General features: G+C 40.1%; 16 protein-coding genes. 4 read left to right on the forward strand and 12 right to left on the reverse strand.

Going from position 1 to position 16,279, the window contains the following annotated elements; genetic code table 11:
- Positions 1-90: 90 nt before the first annotated feature.
- The 12 genes from tsaD to F3G66_RS06800 all read right to left on the reverse strand — a co-directional run bounded on the left by tsaD (position 91) and on the right by F3G66_RS06800 (position 11,975).
- Complete coding sequence (gene tsaD / locus F3G66_RS06750) at positions 91-1,098, reverse strand: tRNA (adenosine(37)-N6)-threonylcarbamoyltransferase complex transferase subunit TsaD (protein WP_149707572.1); 1,008 nt, start codon at positions 1,096-1,098, stop codon at positions 91-93.
- Entirely contained in the window at positions 1,095-2,387 is a 1,293-nt protein-coding gene (locus F3G66_RS06755) for a M99 family carboxypeptidase catalytic domain-containing protein (protein WP_149707573.1), read from the reverse strand. The genes tsaD and F3G66_RS06755 overlap by 4 nt, the downstream gene beginning before the upstream one ends.
- Positions 2,387-3,622: a uracil-xanthine permease family protein gene (locus F3G66_RS06760; RefSeq protein ID WP_149707574.1), complete on the reverse strand. Its 1,236-nt coding sequence runs from the start codon at positions 3,620-3,622 to the stop codon at positions 2,387-2,389. Before F3G66_RS06760 ends, F3G66_RS06755 begins: the two co-directional genes overlap by 1 nt.
- The gene (dxr, locus tag F3G66_RS06765) at positions 3,609-4,718 is read right to left on the reverse strand and encodes a 1-deoxy-D-xylulose-5-phosphate reductoisomerase (RefSeq protein ID WP_149707575.1); all 1,110 of its coding nucleotides are present in this window, start codon (positions 4,716-4,718) and stop codon (positions 3,609-3,611) included. Before dxr ends, F3G66_RS06760 begins: the two co-directional genes overlap by 14 nt.
- A complete protein-coding gene (locus tag F3G66_RS06770; protein ID WP_107697618.1) occupies positions 4,700-5,431 on the reverse strand; it encodes a phosphatidate cytidylyltransferase in 732 nt (243 codons plus the stop codon). The genes dxr and F3G66_RS06770 overlap by 19 nt, the downstream gene beginning before the upstream one ends.
- Positions 5,432-5,663: 232 nt before the next feature.
- A complete protein-coding gene (locus F3G66_RS06775; RefSeq protein ID WP_223154227.1) occupies positions 5,664-6,335 on the reverse strand; it encodes a restriction endonuclease in 672 nt (223 codons plus the stop codon).
- A gap of 51 nt (positions 6,336-6,386) precedes the next feature.
- Positions 6,387-6,563: a winged helix-turn-helix domain-containing protein gene (locus F3G66_RS09635; protein WP_188116487.1), complete on the reverse strand. Its 177-nt coding sequence runs from the start codon at positions 6,561-6,563 to the stop codon at positions 6,387-6,389.
- 361 nt (positions 6,564-6,924) lie between these two features.
- Positions 6,925-7,644, reverse strand: coding sequence for a fumarate reductase iron-sulfur subunit (locus F3G66_RS06780; RefSeq protein WP_021091811.1), 720 nt, complete (start codon positions 7,642-7,644; stop codon positions 6,925-6,927).
- Positions 7,637-9,655 (reverse strand): fumarate reductase flavoprotein subunit, encoded by a 2,019-nt coding sequence (locus F3G66_RS06785; protein ID WP_149707576.1) that lies wholly within the window; start codon positions 9,653-9,655, stop codon positions 7,637-7,639. The genes F3G66_RS06780 and F3G66_RS06785 overlap by 8 nt, the downstream gene beginning before the upstream one ends.
- A 14-nt stretch (positions 9,656-9,669) precedes the next feature.
- Positions 9,670-10,368 carry a fumarate reductase cytochrome b subunit gene (locus tag F3G66_RS06790; protein WP_021091688.1) on the reverse strand — a complete coding sequence of 233 codons (699 nt, stop codon included), beginning with the start codon at positions 10,366-10,368 and terminating at the stop codon, positions 9,670-9,672.
- Positions 10,369-10,487: 119 nt separating this feature from the next.
- Complete coding sequence (gene lgt / locus F3G66_RS06795) at positions 10,488-11,303, reverse strand: prolipoprotein diacylglyceryl transferase (protein ID WP_149707577.1); 816 nt, start codon at positions 11,301-11,303, stop codon at positions 10,488-10,490.
- Between the two features lie 36 nt (positions 11,304-11,339).
- Positions 11,340-11,975 (reverse strand): IMPACT family protein, encoded by a 636-nt coding sequence (locus tag F3G66_RS06800; RefSeq protein ID WP_149707578.1) that lies wholly within the window; start codon positions 11,973-11,975, stop codon positions 11,340-11,342.
- A gap of 126 nt (positions 11,976-12,101) precedes the next feature.
- Here F3G66_RS06800 and galU point away from each other — a divergent pair, with 126 nt between their 5' ends.
- The 4 genes from galU to F3G66_RS06820 all read left to right on the forward strand — a co-directional run bounded on the left by galU (position 12,102) and on the right by F3G66_RS06820 (position 15,996).
- A complete protein-coding gene (gene galU / locus F3G66_RS06805) occupies positions 12,102-12,923 on the forward strand; it encodes a UTP--glucose-1-phosphate uridylyltransferase GalU (protein WP_009294249.1) in 822 nt (273 codons plus the stop codon).
- Positions 12,920-14,140 (forward strand): glucose-6-phosphate isomerase, encoded by a 1,221-nt coding sequence (locus tag F3G66_RS06810; protein ID WP_149707579.1) that lies wholly within the window; start codon positions 12,920-12,922, stop codon positions 14,138-14,140. Before galU ends, F3G66_RS06810 begins: the two co-directional genes overlap by 4 nt.
- Before the next feature lie 45 nt (positions 14,141-14,185).
- Entirely contained in the window at positions 14,186-14,344 is a 159-nt protein-coding gene (locus F3G66_RS06815) for a DUF1287 domain-containing protein (protein ID WP_223154228.1), read from the forward strand.
- A 62-nt stretch (positions 14,345-14,406) separates the two neighbouring features.
- Positions 14,407-15,996: an ABC-F family ATP-binding cassette domain-containing protein gene (locus F3G66_RS06820; protein WP_149707580.1), complete on the forward strand. Its 1,590-nt coding sequence runs from the start codon at positions 14,407-14,409 to the stop codon at positions 15,994-15,996.
- Positions 15,997-16,279 lie beyond the last annotated feature (283 nt).

A 16,279-nucleotide genomic window follows, 5' to 3' on the forward strand; every position in this document is an offset into this window, starting at 1 on the left:
ATTCTTTTTTTGAAATTTTTTAGATTTTATTACGTTTTTACTTACGAAGCTATCAAGATTTAGGCGCAAAATTTTATGTTTTTAAAAAGTTTAATTTAACTCAAGCTTTTTAAAGCTAACTCTTGGATTTATATTTAGCTCGCTATGGCTTACAAACTCGCCTTTTAGATACTTCTCACGTCCCGCTCTTGCTATCATTAAGGCGTTATCAGAGCAAAACTCAAGTGGAGCTAGCAAAAGCTCGCACTCATTTTTTTGGCAAAGCATCTCAAGTCTTTTTCGTAAATTTAAATTTGCACTTGCACCGCCAACTACGCCAAAACGCTTAAAATTTCTTAAACAAAAGACCTTTTCAAGCTTGTTTAAAATGTGCTCACAGGCAGTATTTTCAAAGGCATAGCAGATGTCAGCGATATCCTTTTGTGTGATATTTTCTAGCTTTGAAATTTCGACTCTGACTTGGTTTTTAAGCCCTGAAAAGCTGTATTCAAGGCGTTTATCGTGAAGAAGTGGAATGGTAAAATGAAACCTATCTTTGTCTTTGCAAAGCAAGGCATTTTGCTGCACAACAGCACCGCCTGGATAGCCAAGATCAAGCATTTTAGCAACCTTGTCAAAGCTCTCACCAAAGCTATCATCGCCAGTACTTGCAAGCTCCAAAATTTCACCATTTTCGTCAATCTCTAAGATCATCGTATGCCCGCCACTAACTAGCAGGACGCCAAGTGGAAAGGTGGCTTCGCGATCTAAAAATAGTGAGTAGATGTGACCAACTAAATGATTTACGGCAATTAGCGGGATATTAAGAGCCACGCTTAGCGCTTTTGCCATGCTGACGCCACCTATTAGGCTCACACTAAGACCCGGCTCGTTTGTCACGGCGACCGCTTTTATATCTTTAAAATTTGGCAAGATATCCTCTAAAAGTGCTGGCAGTGCCTTCGTATGAAGCCTAGCTGCAAGCTCAGGAACCACGCCACCAAAGATAGCGTGCTCCTCTTCTTGAGAAATTTTTTTATAATAAATCTTCTCTAAAGTGCGTTCATCTATTAGTGCGACCGAGCTATCATCGCAGCTACTTTCGATGCCAAGTATCATTTAAACTCCGCTAAGATCATGCCAGCAAATTTCTCTTTGCCATCTTCGTTTTTATAAAACTCGACTCGGTAAATTTTGCCATCTTTGTCGATGCTGTAGCTTTTGTTTAGGCTATTTTTAGCCACTTCTTGCTCGCTCTCATCTATACTTTTTGTGCCGTATCCTATGACATTTACACGCACGTTTTTGAGCGCTTTAATTTTAAAGCTCTTTTTCACGCTAAATTTATCGCCACTTTTTAATGCAAGCTCGCTACCGTCGCTTATTAGTGAAATTTCCTCAAGCGGCTTTGCAAACTCAAAATATTGTGGCTTTAGCCTAGTAACAAAGCGGTTGCCGTACTGCACTTTGAAGCTACCATTTTCTTTTATGACGGCTATTAGCGGATTTGGTGAGCTGTAATTTAACTCGCCTTTTTTAAGTGGAACAAAATTTATTAAAGGCTTTAGATTTTTAAGACTTATCGCGTATGAATTTTCAAGTTCGAGTCTGATCTCTTTTTCGATTGCTTTTTTTACGCTTTTAACATCAAGGTTAAACGGCCTAGTAAAGCTAATGCCAGCCTTTTTCATATATTCTTCAATGGCGATTAGATGGTAATAAGTCCTTTGCTCGGCGTTTAAATTTTTACTAGCTTCGTTTGCAAAGGCTGATTTATTTTGTGTGATAGCATAGTAAGTTAGGCTTTTTAGCATCTCTTTGTCGCCCATTGCGGTGTGTGTATTTTTGATGTGATACTGGTGCTTTTGATCTATTAGATGCTTATTTAGCACATCTTTTACGCTTGAGGCGATACTTTCAAGCTCTGGATATTTTGAACCAGGAAGTGTGCTTTGGTCTATTATGCAAGTATTGCCCCATTTATCTGGATTTTCGTCCTTGCTTATAAATTTATCTCTGTAATAGCCGCTTCCATCGTGTAAATTTAAGATGAGCGTAACGTTTTTATCAGTGATGACGTCTTTTATTTTCATTACTGAGTTATAGTCTGGATCGTTTTTATCTACATGGGCAAATTTTCTATTCATATCGCCTTTTGTGCCACGACTTCGCTCGATTATGCTTGGGAAATTTAAATTTGGCACGACCCAAAGCGAACCTTTTGTGATGTTGTAGTCGGTGGCCACGATAGAGGCTGCCAAAAAGCCACCCGGCTCATCGCCTTGAATACCACCGATTAACAACATCGTGTTTTCGCTTGGCTCACCTTTTTTGATGAGCGCATAGTCTAAAGTATTGGCTAAACTAGCAGCGGCAAAGGTTAGTAAAAAAAGTAAAAATTTACGCATTAATATCCTTCATAATGCTTTGTTTTTGGTAAAAGTAAATTTAAAACTATACCAGTAACCGCGCCAAGCCCTATACCTGAAAATTTAACCGCTCCAAGGTCAAGCACCATGCCGCCGATGGCAAAGATAAAGATGAGGGCTACGATTATCATATTTCTAGGGTCTGCAAGGTCAACTTTATTTTTTATAAGTGTCTCCATGCCAACGCTTGCAATGATGCCAAAAAGTAGCAGCATGATACCGCCGATGACCGGGACTGGGATAGTTGAGAGCACGGCTCCTAGCTTGCCAACGAAGGCTAGCACGATGGCAGTGATCGCTGCAAATGTCATGATCGCTGGATTATAAGCTTTTGTAAGGCTAACTGCACCTGTGACCTCTGAGTATGTAGTGTTTGGCGGGCCACCAAAAAAGGCAGCAAGCGAAGTGGCAAGTCCATCTCCAAGGAGCGTATTTTTAAGGCCTGGATTTTTTAGAAAATCCTCTTTTGTGACGTTTGAGATAGCAAGCATATCGCCTATGTGCTCGATCGCTGGAGCGATGGCGATAGGTATCATATAAATGATTGCTTCAAACTCAAATTTTGGTGTAGTGAAATTTGGCATTCTAAACCAAGGTGCATTAAAGATAGGGGTAAAATCAACCATGCCAAAGCAGTAAGCTACGATGTATCCGGTGATAATACCAAGCAAAATAGGTATAAGCCTAAACATGCCACGCCCAAGCATCATTACTAAAATAGTAGCCACTAGCGAAATGCCAGCGACGATCATCGCCTCGTTTTGGGTATAAATTTCAGTAGCTGATGTTGCCATTTTGACGGCATTTGGAGCAAGGATAAGGCCTATTGTCATGATGACAGGTCCAACGACAACTGGAGGCAAAATTTTATGCAAAATTTTCTCTCCGCCAAATCGGACCACAAGGCTTAAAGCAACGTAGAAAAACCCAGCAAATATAACGCCTCCCATCGTCACGGCTATGCCCCATTTTTCGATACCGTACTGAAGTGGCGCGATAAAAGCAAAGGAGCTTGCTAAAAAAATAGGCGGAACATTTTTTCTAGTGGTTAGCTGAAAAAGTAGCGTGCCAAGACCGGCCGTAAAGAGAGCTACATTTGCATCTAAACCCGTAAGTATCGGCACTAATACCAGTGCACCAAAGGCGACAAATAAAAATTGAACGCCGATTAAGCTTTGTTTGGGATCAAATTTATAACCCTCATACCTTTGCATTTAACATCCTTTTTGCGTAATTTCTAACTTCTTTATCAGCTTCAAAAATTTCATCAATATTTGAAATTTTAATATCTCTAAAATTTTTAACAGAGCTTAAAACGAGCCTTGAGATATCCAAAAACGAGCATTTTTTCTCTAAAAAGCTAAACACTCCAACCTCATTTGCAGCATTTATCACTACACCTAGATCAGGGTTTGCTAGGACCTCATCTTTTAGCGAAAAAATGGGATATTTTTTAAGGCTGATTTTATGAAATTTTATATTTTTTAGATCAAGTAAATTTGCGTGTGAGACAATATTTTCATTGATATTTTCAAACATAGCATGAGCGATAGCTAGTTTCATGTCAGGTCGGGAGAGGTGCATCGTGCTTGAGCCGTCTATAAATTCAACTACGGCATGTATCGCAGAAGTTGGCTCTATCACAGCCTCGATCTCCTTGATGCCATAAAGCCAGTAAGCTTCCATCACCTCAAAAAGCTTATTTGCCATCGTCGCACTATCAATCGTGATCTTTGCGCCCATATCCCAGTTTGGGTGTTTTAGTGCGTCACTTGGCGTGGCGTCTTTTAGAAATTTGATCGGCTTTTTATAAAATGCGCCTCCACTTGCTGTGATGATGAGTCTTTTTGGTGCAGTTTTATTTTCAAGTAGAAATTTAAGCCCAAAATGCTCGCTGTCTATTGGTAAAATTTCTCTGGTTTTTAGAAATTTGCCGCCAACAACAAGGCTCTCTTTGTTTGCAAGCGCAAGCCTTTTGCCAAGAGCTTGTGTCTTTAGACTAGGAGCAAGGCCGGCAAAGCCAACAAGGGCGTTTATTACCTTTTTTGAGCTTGAAATTTCTAGCATTTGTAGTAGCCCAGCCTCACCAAAAAAGATATTTTTAGCTTCTATGTTTTTTACATTTTTAGCTAGCTTTTCATCGCCTACGCAGACAAATTTTGGTTTAAATTTTAAGATTTGCTCATTTAGTAAATCTACATTTTTAGCGCAGCTTAACGCCTCAACCTCTATGCCAAATTTTTCGCAAAGGTTAAGGGCGTTTTTGCCGATTGAACCAGTTGAGCCAAGTATTACCACGAGAGCGACCAAAGTAGGGCGACTACGCCAAATAAATAGCCATCTATCCTATCAAGCATGCCTCCGTGTCCTGGGAAGAGCGAACCACTATCTTTGACGCCGCAAAGTCTTTTTAGGTAGCTCTCAAACAGATCTCCCCAAACCGCAAACACGCAGACTAAAAAGCTTGAAAATAAAATTTGGAAAAATCCTTCAGTTACAAAATTTCCAACAATGCAGCCAATTACAGTGCCTATTGCTACGCCGCCTGCTGCACCTTCGATTGTTTTGTTTGGTGAGCTTGGGCTAAATGGATGTTTGCCAAACATTTTACCAACAAAAAATGCACCACTATCGCTTGCAACTACGCTTAAAATAAGCCATACAAGATAGCCTACGCCATACTCTGAGTAAAGCATCCATATCATAAAGATCGGCGTGGTCGGATATACAAAAGGTGCGACTAGCTTTAAATTTTCACTTTTTATGTGAGCTAGGATCGAAGCAACTAGCATGATAGCAAGGATCGCTATGAAAATTGGATTTGTAAAATATGTAAGCACATAAAAAGCAAGTGCGGCAAAAACTAGCTGTTTGTGATCGATATTATAAAGCTTGAGCGACTCATTAAATGCAAAATAAAGCACAGCGCCGAGCAAGATAAAATTTAAAATATAATTATCAATAAAAAAAACTACTAAAATAGCAACAAACATCAAAACGCCAGTGATTATGCGAGATTGCATATCCTCTCCTTAAAATCGTTATTTCGCTGTAATTATAACACTTAAATTTTAGACGGCGTTTATAAGAGTAAAATTTGGTTTAAAAAGCATTTTAAGCTGGTAAATTTAGACTATTTTGGCGTTAGTAAAGATTTAAATTTGTCTTTTAAACTCACAAATAAAGCAAGACCGAAATGATCCCAAGTAGCAACTTGCAATAAATATACGCAGTAGTGCTTTATGGCTTAAAATTTTAAAAATTATTTTCCTCAAAAAAGTCGGTGTCGATTTTACAAATTTCATATATTTGGCTTGTTTGAACGCCGACTTTGTATTTTATCATTAGCTCTGCAAGCTTGTCGCCATCTATCAAAACCACACTAAAATTTTGATTATCTTTGGCGAAATTTTCAGCTTCTTTGGTAAATTTTGCCGTAGTGATAAAGACACCTTTTTTAGTATTTTTATTTGAGATGGCGCCGATAAACTGCCGAATCTCTGGCCTACGGATATTACTACCGTCTTTGTATCTTTTTGCTTGGATATAAATTTTAGAAAGCCCAAGTTCATCTTCATCTATGATACCATCTATCCCGCCATCTGGGCCTTTATTTGTGAGATTTCCAGCTCCATAATTCATCTTTTCAAGTAGCTTTGTTACAAGGTATTCAAAAAATCTTGGCTCTTTTTCTAAAATGCTAGATAAAATTTCACTTTTTAGCTCTTCTTTTATTTTGCAAAGCGCTTCGTCTATATTGTCATCTGGGGTATTTTCTGTGGCCTCTTTTTCCTCTTGCTTTATCTCTTGCTTGTAAATTTCATCGTACCAAGAGAGAATTTTGCTCTTTTTATCCTTGCTACTTACTAGCTCTTTGCCAAAATTTGTTATAGCAAATAGACTTCTACCAACTTTTTGAAGCGGCACTTTTTCTGGCCTTGATTTTATTTGAGCTGTTGTAGCCAGATAGGATAAGGCCTAGCCCGTCCTGCTTATATATGTAAAAGTTCCACTTTTTATTTTTTGCAAAAGATCTTCATCTTTTAACTTAAAATGCTTAATTATAAATTTAGAAATTTCAGCTCTATTTGCCTCTTTCTTTTGCGCAACAAATTCTAAAATAGGCAGCATCATATCTTTATAGCTTGGTAACATTTTATATCCTTGAGTGAGGCAAATTTTTGAAATTATATAAATTTTTTGGCTTAAAAGCTATAATCAAAACATGAGATGTCTTGGCCTAACAAATTTTCTTTTAGAAAATATTAGCTTATTTGTAAATACCTTTGCTACGATATTTGCACTAATTTTTTGTTTTGTTTCTGGTGTTGGAATCGTCTTTATATTTATCGTATTTCCACTTGGTTATATAATGGACACACTCTTATCAATCCCTTTTTTGATATTTTTATTTTTCTTATTTGTATCTATTGATATCTTTTTATGCCTTTTGGTATCTATTGCAGTCTTTTTTAATAAATTTAGAAGTAAATTTGGGGCTTCTACAGCCCCTTGGCTACTTTATGGCAGCCATTTTTCTACGCATATAAGCTATGCGACTTTGAAGTGGCAAGTGTTTAGGGCAGTTGTCTTCACAGCCTAGTAAAGTCATACAGCCAAACACGCCGTCATCATCGCCTATAAGCTCATAAAAGTCCTCGTCGGTTCGTTTATCGAGCGCATCGATTTTAAATCTAGCTACGCGGTTGAGTCCGACCGCGCCGATGAAATCAGGCCTCATTATAGCCGTACCGCACGCAGCTACGCAGATACCGCACTCGATGCAACGGTCAAGCTCAAATACCTCTTGCGCTACTTCAGGCTCAACCTTTTCCTCAAGCTTAGAGATATCGGTCTCGTGGTCTGTATGTATCCAGCTCTCCACACGCCTACTCATCGCATTCATCCAGTTGCCGGTGTCTACGCTTAAGTCTTTTAGCAACTTAAATACTGGCAAAGGCATAAGCTCAATTACTCCACTTTCAAAATCTTTAGTAAGAGTTCTACAAGCTAATCTTGGCTTACCATTTACAAGCATGCCACAACTTCCACAAATTCCAGCACGACAAACAAAGTCAAAGCTAAGATCTGGGTCAAATTTCTCGCGAATCATATTTAACGCGATAAATAATGTCATACCATCAGTCTCTTCTAGCTCGTAGGTCGCAAAATGCGGCTTTGAAATTTTGCTTAACGGATTATATTTAAATGCTTTTATGGTTATTTTTCTACTCATATCCTATTCCTGCTCTTTCGTTTGGTGCTTTATATTTTGGTTGAAGATCATAGTGCATTAAAGCCTCTTGAATTTCTTGTCTGCTCTTACCTTCAGCTTGCATTTTCTCACGAATTTCATCAACCTCTTTTTGGCGGATGGCACTATCTGGATGCTCAATAATATTACCTTTCGCACCATACCCTCTAAATGCTGGTGGCATCTCCATTTTCATAATATCAAGTGGCTCATATACGATAGTCGGTAGCGTATCGCCCTCTTTCCAGCTAGTTAGAGTTCTGTTTAGCCAGTTTAGGTCGTCGCGTTTCGGATAGTCTTCGCGGCAGTGCGCTCCGCGGCTCTCGGTGCGATCAAGCGCGCCTTTTGCGATACAAAGGGCTAGTTTTAGCATCTTTGGTACGCGGTAGGCTTCCTCAAGCTCAGGGTTGCCAAATAGCGTCTTGTTGGTGACTTTGACGTCCAAAGATTGTTTATAAAGCTCTTCTAGCTCTTTTACCGCTACGGCTAGACCTTCGCCGGTTCTAAAGATCGCCACGTGCTCCCACATGATGTCTTTCATCTTGTTTTTGATCTCAAATACGTTAAATTTGCCCTCTTTTTCGACCAGGCTCTTTAAATAGTCTTCTTCTTTTTTAACGAATTTTTCGATATCTGCGGTATTTATATCTATCTCGTGGCTGCCGCAGTAGTCGGCAAAATAGTCACCAACGATCATGCCCGCGACGACCGTTTCTGAAACGGAGTTGCCGCCTAGGCGGTTAAATCCGTGCATATCCCAGCACGCAGCCTCGCCGGCGCTAAATAGACCAGCTAGCGTCGGGCTTTCGCCAGTTGGCTTTGTCTTGATGCCGCCCATAGAGTAGTGCTGCATAGGCAGGATCGGTGCCCAGCCTTTACCGCGCTGTCGTCCGTTCTCGTCGGTATATACTTCGGTATCGGCAGGATCGATACCGTTAAAAATTTCGCAAATTTCTTGAACGTCGCGCAAGTTTTTCTCGATGTGCTCGCGTCCTAGGATAGAAATATCTAGCCAAACGTGATATCCGTATGGGCTAGGTACACCTTTACCAGCGCGGATATGCTCCATGATACGACGACTTACGACGTCGCGGCTAGCTAGTTCTTTTTTCTCAGGCTCGTAGTCTGGCATAAAGCGATATCCGTCCACGTCGCGTAAAATTCCACCGTCGCCGCGGCAACCTTCCGTTAGCAAAATCCCGCTTGGAACGATCGGAGTCGGGTGAAACTGAACAGCTTCCATATTTCCAAGCTGAGCAACGCCGGTCTCAAGAGCTATGGCCGCGCCGATACCCTCACAAACTACGGCGTTTGTGGTGTGCTTATAAACCCTACCGTAGCCGCCGGTTGCGATTAGCGTGCCTTTTGCGACGTATGCCGTGATATCGCCGTTAACTAGATCGCGAACGATCGCGCCGTAACAGCGGTTGTTTGCGTGGATTAGCGCGATAGCTTCTTTTCTGTCGTGGATTTCGACGTTGTGCTTTAGAGCTTCGTTTGCTACGGCAAAAAGCATAGTGTGTCCGGTGGCATCGGCCGTAAAGCATGTTCTCCATTTTTTAGTTCCGCCAAAGTCGCGAGAGTGGATGAGTCCGTGGACCTCTTCTTTTTCTACGATAGTTGTTTTTTGAGCGTTGATGATAGCACTTCTCTCGCCTTTTGTTATACGAGTCCAAGGCACGCCCCAAGCCGCTAGTTCGCGGATCGCCTTAGGCGCGGTTTGACAAAACATACGCGCGACTTGCTGATCGCAGCCCCAGTCGCTACCTTTTACCGTGTCGGCAAAGTGTACGTCCTCGTTGTCGCCTTCGCTCATTTTTGAATTTCCCAAAGAGGCTTGCATGCCGCCTTGCGCAGCCGCAGAGTGCGAGCGTTTTACAGGTATTAGACTTAAAACGACGGTGCTTAAGCCCTTTTCTCCAGCAGCCACAGCAGCTCTAAGACCAGCTAGACCACCACCAATTACCAATGCATCATAATATTTTACATTCATCTTCTAGCTCCTTTTTAATGGCTGATCCACACGAAATCGGCGATTAGCGCAATTATAGCAAGTATGCCATAAACGGCAAATACAATTGTTTTTGCCTTATTTCTTTTGGCAAACATTTCGTGCTTATTTGCACCATCAATGCTTATCCATTTGACATACAAGCGGTACATACCGATACTAGCGTGAACGACCATAAAAACAAGTAGTGCGAAGTAGAAAATTTCTAGTTGATGAAATGCAGCCGCTGATTTGTCGGCAGTAATATGTCCGCCAAAGACTATATCCACTAGGTGCGCGCTGGCTGCGAAAAATAGAGCAAAACCGGTTAAAAACTGAAACCACCAAAGCGTAGTGTCAAGGTGCTTCATACGGTCTTTGTGGCCTCTAAACATTAAATATTGTCTGTAGTTTGCTGGAAATTTTCTCATAGCTAAAAATGCATGAGCGATAAAAATGGCAAATATTACCGCAGCTATGACGTTAGTAATCCACCAAGTAGCCTCGCCGAATAAAAATTTAGCCTCCGCAAACCCTACGACAGCGTTAAATGCGTCTTTGCCAAGTAGTATGGTAGAAGTAAAAACCATATGGCACAATATAAAACAGGCCAAAATAAACCCTGTAATACTTTGCCATCTATCCCAAGCGGCTGGAGTGCGACTTTTTTTGTCGTCCGACCGTTTTCCCAAAAAACCTTCTATAAGCCCGGTCATGAGCCCTCCTAAGAAATTTGAAATAAATTATCATTTCTTAATACTAATTTAAATATTAGTATTAATTGATAAAGCTAATGCTAGCAGATTTTTACTTTAATATTTTTTAAACACTTATATTAGAGCTTTGAAAATTTTTTATAAAGCATAGCATAAATAAAAATTCCAAAACCACACATGATAAGTGATAATATTTGACCCATTGAAAGATCAAAAATAATAAATCCAAGCCCTGAGTCAGGCTCTCTAAAAAACTCACAAATAAATCTTGCAAAAGTGTATAAAATAGCATAAAGCGCGATCAGCTCGCCATTAAATTTTTTAAATTTCCTATATAAAAATAAAATAATAAAAATAACTAAACCTTCTAAGAATGCCTCATAAAGTTGGCTAGGATGTCTTGGTTGGCCAAAAACATTTATCGCCCAAGACACATCTGTAACTCGTCCAAAAAGCTCTTGATTTAAGAAATTTCCGATCCTGCCAAATGTATAGCCAAAAGGTATGCAAACGGCACAAAGATCAAGTAGCTGCCATAAATTTTGTTTATACCTTTTGCAAAATAGATATGTCGCAAGCAAAAAGCCAACTACTGCTCCGTGGTAACTCATGCCACGAATTCCTATAAATTCGCCGTTATGAAATGGATTAAAAATTTGCCAAGGTTGCGCCAAGTAGTAGCTTACTTCGCCTGAATAGACTAAAACCCAGCCAAGCCTAGCGCCTAAAATAACGCCTATTTCAACCCAGAAAAAGTAATTATCCAAAAGCTGATTTGAGATTGGGATTTTGTCTTTTTTAACGAGATATTTTGCCATGGCAAGCGCCAAAACAAGGGCTAAGATATACATAAGCCCATACCAGTGCACGCTAAAGCCAAAGAGACTAAAAGCGACTGGGTTGAAGTGGTTATAAATGTCGTTCCAAATTTCCATTTTTTACTTTCTTTTTAAATTTGTGCGATTTTACAATTAATAAATAAACAGCGCTTTGCTGCCAAGTGGCAAGGCTAGAAATTTAAACTCGCTTGCTTCAAATTCTTTGCAAAATTTAAATAGCTCAGCAAACTCGGCTTCGTTTAAATTTACGCTCCAGTTCGCTCCAGAGTCATTAAATTCTCTTTCAAACTCGCTTATATTTTTAGTGGCAAAATAGTGCTCAAAGCGGCTCATCAGCGAAAATGGCGTAAAAAATTTGATCTCATCTTTTATCTCAAATTTCATCACGCCACCATCTTTTATGGCTTCGTTTATCGCTTCATTTACAGCCCCTGAGTAGGCTCTAACAAGCCCTCCAGTGCCAAGCTTTATCCCGCCAAAATACCTGACTATCAAGACGCCAACATTTATAAGCTCAGCACCCCTTAGCGCATTTAGGCTTGGCTGGCCGCTAGTGCCCTTTGGCTCGCCATCATCACTTTGATTTTCAACGATTTGGCCGTATTTGTTTAGCTCCCTTGTCGCCCAAACTACGTGAACAGCCTTAAAATGCTCCTCTTTTAGGCTCTCATGTAAGCTTTTAAACGAGCTTATCGGGCACAAAAACGCTAAGAAATTTGACTTTTTTATATCAAGCTGGGCTTTGAAAATCCTATCAATCGTCTGCAAATTTGCTCTTTTTTTAAAATTTTAAAAATCTTATCAATTTGCTAATTAAAGCCTTGTAAATTCAAACAAATTTATATTATTAAGGAAAAGATAGTAGAATTTTGCAATTTTTCATGAAGGACTAAAATGATACAAACTTGCCTATTTCCAGCGGCTGGATATGGAACGAGGTTTTTACCAGCTACAAAATCGCTCCCAAAAGAGATGTTGCCGATCCTTACAAAACCGCTCATTCACTACGGCGTTGATGAGGCGCTTGAGGCTGGCATGGACAATATGGCCTTTGTCACAGGACGCGGAAAAAGGGCGCTTGAGGACTATTTTGATATCAGCTACGAGCTAGAAAAAGAGATCGCAGGCAGCTCAAAAGAGTCACTACTAAGCGAAGTTAGAAATTTAATGAGCTCATGTACATTTTCATTTACTAGGCAAAATGCCATGAAAGGGCTTGGACACGCCATTTATACGGGCAAAACTCTAGTTCGAGATGAAGCTTTTGGGGTCATTTTGGCAGATGATCTATGCATAAATGAAAACGGCGAGGGCGTGCTTTCGCAAATGGTTAAAATTTATGAAAAGTATCGCTGCAGCGTAGTAGCTGTGATGGAGGTGCCAAAAGAGCAGACCAAGTCTTATGGCGTCGTAAGCGGTAGGTTTATAGAAGATGATCTCATAATGGTCGATGATATGGTTGAAAAGCCTGATCCTGCCGAGGCTCCGACAAATTTAGCGATAATCGGGCGCTACATCCTAACGCCAGATATTTTTAACATCTTAGAGCGAACAAAGCCAGGTAAAAACGGCGAAATTCAGATTACAGACGCGTTAAAAACGCAGGCAAAAGATGGCATGGTACTAGCTTATAAATTTAAGGGCAAGAGGTTTGATTGCGGCAGCATTGATGGCTTCGTCGAGGCTACAAATTTCTTTTACGAGCGCAGTAAATGATAGAAACTTCATTTAAATTTAACTTTGCAAGTAGCGAAGTCATTGACTCCTACGCCAAACGCATAAATGACGAGTACGAAAGCGGCGAGATAGGCTACTACCACCTGCCAGTGCTTGGGCAAAATTTACTAGGCGAGATCGAGGAGTATGAAAAGGGGCTAGCTCATATCAAAAATGTCGTGCTAGTTGGTATCGGTGGCAGCAGTCTTGGCGTAAAGGCGCTAAAATCGATGCTTGATGGCACAAAGGGGATAAAAAGAGAGCTTTTGTTTTTAGATAATGTCGATCCTTGCAGCTACAAAAGCACGCTTGATGGGCTAAATTTTGACGAGACACTTTTTGTAATAAGCTCAAAATCAGGCAACACGATCGAGACGATCACTATTTTTAAGTGCTTGCTTGATGACTTTAAGCCTAAAAATTTAGGCAAAAATTTCCTCATAATAACCGATCCATGCACAAATTTAGAAAATTTTGCCAAAGAAAATGGCATCAAATTTTTTAACATCCCAAAAAATGTGGGCGGGAGATTTAGCGTGTTAAGTGCGATAGGTCTTGTGCCTCTTGGTATCTGTGGCTACGATATAAAGGCACTTCTAGATGGCGCGCTTGCTTGCAAGAAGCAATACATCGAGCAAAAGGATAGTTCAATAGTCGCTAAAGCTTACCACTACGCCACTAGCAGAAATGCGAGCATAAATGTCATTTTTAGCTATTGCGATAGATTTTTTGAATTTAACGACTGGTACGTGCAGCTTTGGGCAGAGAGTCTTGGTAAAAAAAGAGGCTATAAAAGGGTCGGCCTTACGCCAGTTGGACTTGTCGGCAGCCGCGATCAGCACAGCTTTTTGCAGCTTATCATGGACGGCGTAAAAGATAAGAGTGTGACATTTATAAAGATAAAAGATCACGCGAGCGACAAGACTATCCCAAATTTAAGCCTAAAAGGGCTTGAAGAGTGCAATTTTGTAGCGGGCTTAAGCCTAAATGAGCTTATAAATTTGCAGTGCGACGCAACGGCTATGGCGCTGGTGCAAGAGGGCATAAGTGTCGATACTATCACGCTTGAGAGGCTTGATGAGTTTCATGCTGGCTGGCTCATTTTTTATTACGAGCTGCTAACTTCGGCCACTGGTATCATACTAGGCATCAACACCTACGATCAGCCAGGCGTTGAGATAGGAAAGCGTATCTTAAAAACTATGCTTTTAAAGTAGAAAATGAATAAATTTCTACTTTTGGCTCTTTTTGCCTAGCAAATTTTGTCTTTTTGGCGAAATGATGCTAGGCTCCAGATCGGCGTGATCTCAGATAAATTTGAAGGCCAAACACCGCTTGTCATCCACAATATCGGCTCTGGCGTGCAAGAAGAAAATATACTTTATAACTACAAGATCACGGGGCATTTTAGACTAAAGTAGCAAAATGGCTTTTTAATCAAATTTTAGGCAAAATCGCAAAAAAATAAATTCAAGGAAAAATAATGTTAGAAGTTAGGGGACTTACTCAAAGATTTGCAAGCAGTTTGCTATTTGAGGATGTAAATTTAAAGCTAAATCGCCACAACAGATACGGACTAATCGGTGCAAATGGCGCTGGCAAATCGACATTTTTAAAAATTTTAAGCGGAGCTATCGAGCCAACTAGCGGCGAGATCATCATAGAAAATGGACTAAAAGTTGGCGTGCTTGGGCAAGATCAGTTTGCGTTTGAAAATTTCACTCTAAAAGATGCGGTGCTTTATGGCAACAAACGCCTATATGACGCTGTTAAAGAGAAAGAAAAGCTCTATATGAGCGAGGAATTTACAGATGAGATAAACGAGCGCTTAAGTGAGCTTGAGATGATAAGCGCCGAGGAGGATCCAAGCTATGAGTACGAGACTAGGGTAGAAAAAATCCTAAGCTCGCTTGGGTTAAATGAATTTGATAAGCTTATGAGCGAGGTTGAAAACTCCGATAAAGTTAAGGTTTTGCTAGCTCAAGTACTCTTTCCAAAGCCAGACATCTTGTTCTTAGACGAGCCGACAAACAACCTTGACATAGACGCGATCGCATGGCTAGAAAACGAGCTAAACCGCCACGAGGGCACACTTGTGGTTATCAGCCACGATAGGCATTTTTTAAATAGAGTTTGTACAAACATTTTGGATGTGGATTTTAAGAAAATTCGCGAGTTTTCAGGCAACTATGACGACTGGTATATGGCTGCAAATTTGATCGCAAAGCAGCATGAGATGGAGCGTGATAAGAAGCTAAAAGAGAAAGAAGAGCTAGAGAAATTTATCGCGAGATTTTCAGCAAATGCAAGCAAAGCAAAGCAGGCGACCTCTCGTGCAAAACAGCTTGAAAAGCTTGATATCGCAGAAATCGCAGTCTCAAGTAGGCGCGATCCTAGCATATTATTTCGTCCAAACCGCGAAATAGGAAACGAGCTAATTGAGCTAAAAAATATAAGTAAGAAATTTGATGATAAAGTGATATTTGAAAACTTTAACTTTAAGCTTGAAAAGGGCGACAAGCTAGCCATCATCGGTCATAACGGCGTTGGTAAAAGTACGCTTTGTAAGATCATAATGGGCGAGCTAAAGCCTGACGCGGGCGAGGTGCATATAGGCGCGACCATCGAGCTAGGATATTTTGCGCAAGATACGGTAAATAAGATAGATGGCGAGCTAAAGCTTTATGAATACTTGCAAGATGCCAAAAACAAGGACATCGACGAGATCAGAAAGTGCCTTGGCAGGATGCTTTTTAGTGGTGCTGAGCAAGAAAAGGCAGTGGGTGCGCTAAGCGGTGGTGAAAAACACCGTGTGAGACTAGCTCAACTCATGCTTCATAGACCAAATTTACTAGTCATGGATGAACCAAATAACCACCTCGACCTTGAAGCTATCATCGCGCTTGGTGAGGCGTTTTATAACTTTAACGGCTCAGTCATCTGTGTGAGCCATGACAGGGAGCTGATAGATGCCTTTGCAAATAGAATTTTACACCTAAAAGGCAATGGCGAAGTGGTTGATTTTAAAGGCACATATGAAGAGTATAGAGCAAACTTAGGGCTTGAGAGCTAAAATTTGTTATTCCTTGCTCCTGATTGTAGGGGCAAGATTAAAATTTATATTTACTACAAATTCTTACAAATATTAATCTAACCATATAAATTAAAAATAGCTTATAAAAATTATCAAAATCCAATAAAAAGACTTTATAAATAAGAAAGAAAATTAATAAGAAATTTCTAAAGTATCAGTAAGATTTGTAAAATAAAATTTATTAAATAATATTTTTATGATGCTTAGTTTAAGGACTCTACTTAAAAATTTAATAAATTTACTTTGTAATATGGTGATATTT

This window comes from Campylobacter concisus, from assembly GCF_902460665.1.
Taxonomy (GTDB): domain Bacteria; phylum Campylobacterota; class Campylobacteria; order Campylobacterales; family Campylobacteraceae; genus Campylobacter_A; species Campylobacter_A concisus_AL.

Coding starts and splice junctions, on each gene's coding strand:
- F3G66_RS06785 (WP_149707576.1), bottom strand. CDS start 9,655: ATGAATGTAAAATATTATGATGCATTGGTAATTGGTGGTGGTCTAGCT.
- F3G66_RS06820 (WP_149707580.1), top strand. CDS start 14,407: ATGTTAGAAGTTAGGGGACTTACTCAAAGATTTGCAAGCAGTTTGCTA.
- galU (WP_009294249.1), top strand. CDS start 12,102: ATGATACAAACTTGCCTATTTCCAGCGGCTGGATATGGAACGAGGTTT.
- tsaD (WP_149707572.1), bottom strand. CDS start 1,098: ATGATACTTGGCATCGAAAGTAGCTGCGATGATAGCTCGGTCGCACTA.
- F3G66_RS06755 (WP_149707573.1), bottom strand. CDS start 2,387: ATGCGTAAATTTTTACTTTTTTTACTAACCTTTGCCGCTGCTAGTTTA.
- F3G66_RS06810 (WP_149707579.1), top strand. CDS start 12,920: ATGATAGAAACTTCATTTAAATTTAACTTTGCAAGTAGCGAAGTCATT.
- F3G66_RS06780 (WP_021091811.1), bottom strand. CDS start 7,644: ATGAGTAGAAAAATAACCATAAAAGCATTTAAATATAATCCGTTAAGC.
- lgt (WP_149707577.1), bottom strand. CDS start 11,303: ATGGAAATTTGGAACGACATTTATAACCACTTCAACCCAGTCGCTTTT.
- F3G66_RS06770 (WP_107697618.1), bottom strand. CDS start 5,431: ATGCAATCTCGCATAATCACTGGCGTTTTGATGTTTGTTGCTATTTTA.
- F3G66_RS09635 (WP_188116487.1), bottom strand. CDS start 6,563: ATGTTACCAAGCTATAAAGATATGATGCTGCCTATTTTAGAATTTGTT.
- F3G66_RS06760 (WP_149707574.1), bottom strand. CDS start 3,622: ATGCAAAGGTATGAGGGTTATAAATTTGATCCCAAACAAAGCTTAATC.
- F3G66_RS06790 (WP_021091688.1), bottom strand. CDS start 10,368: ATGACCGGGCTTATAGAAGGTTTTTTGGGAAAACGGTCGGACGACAAA.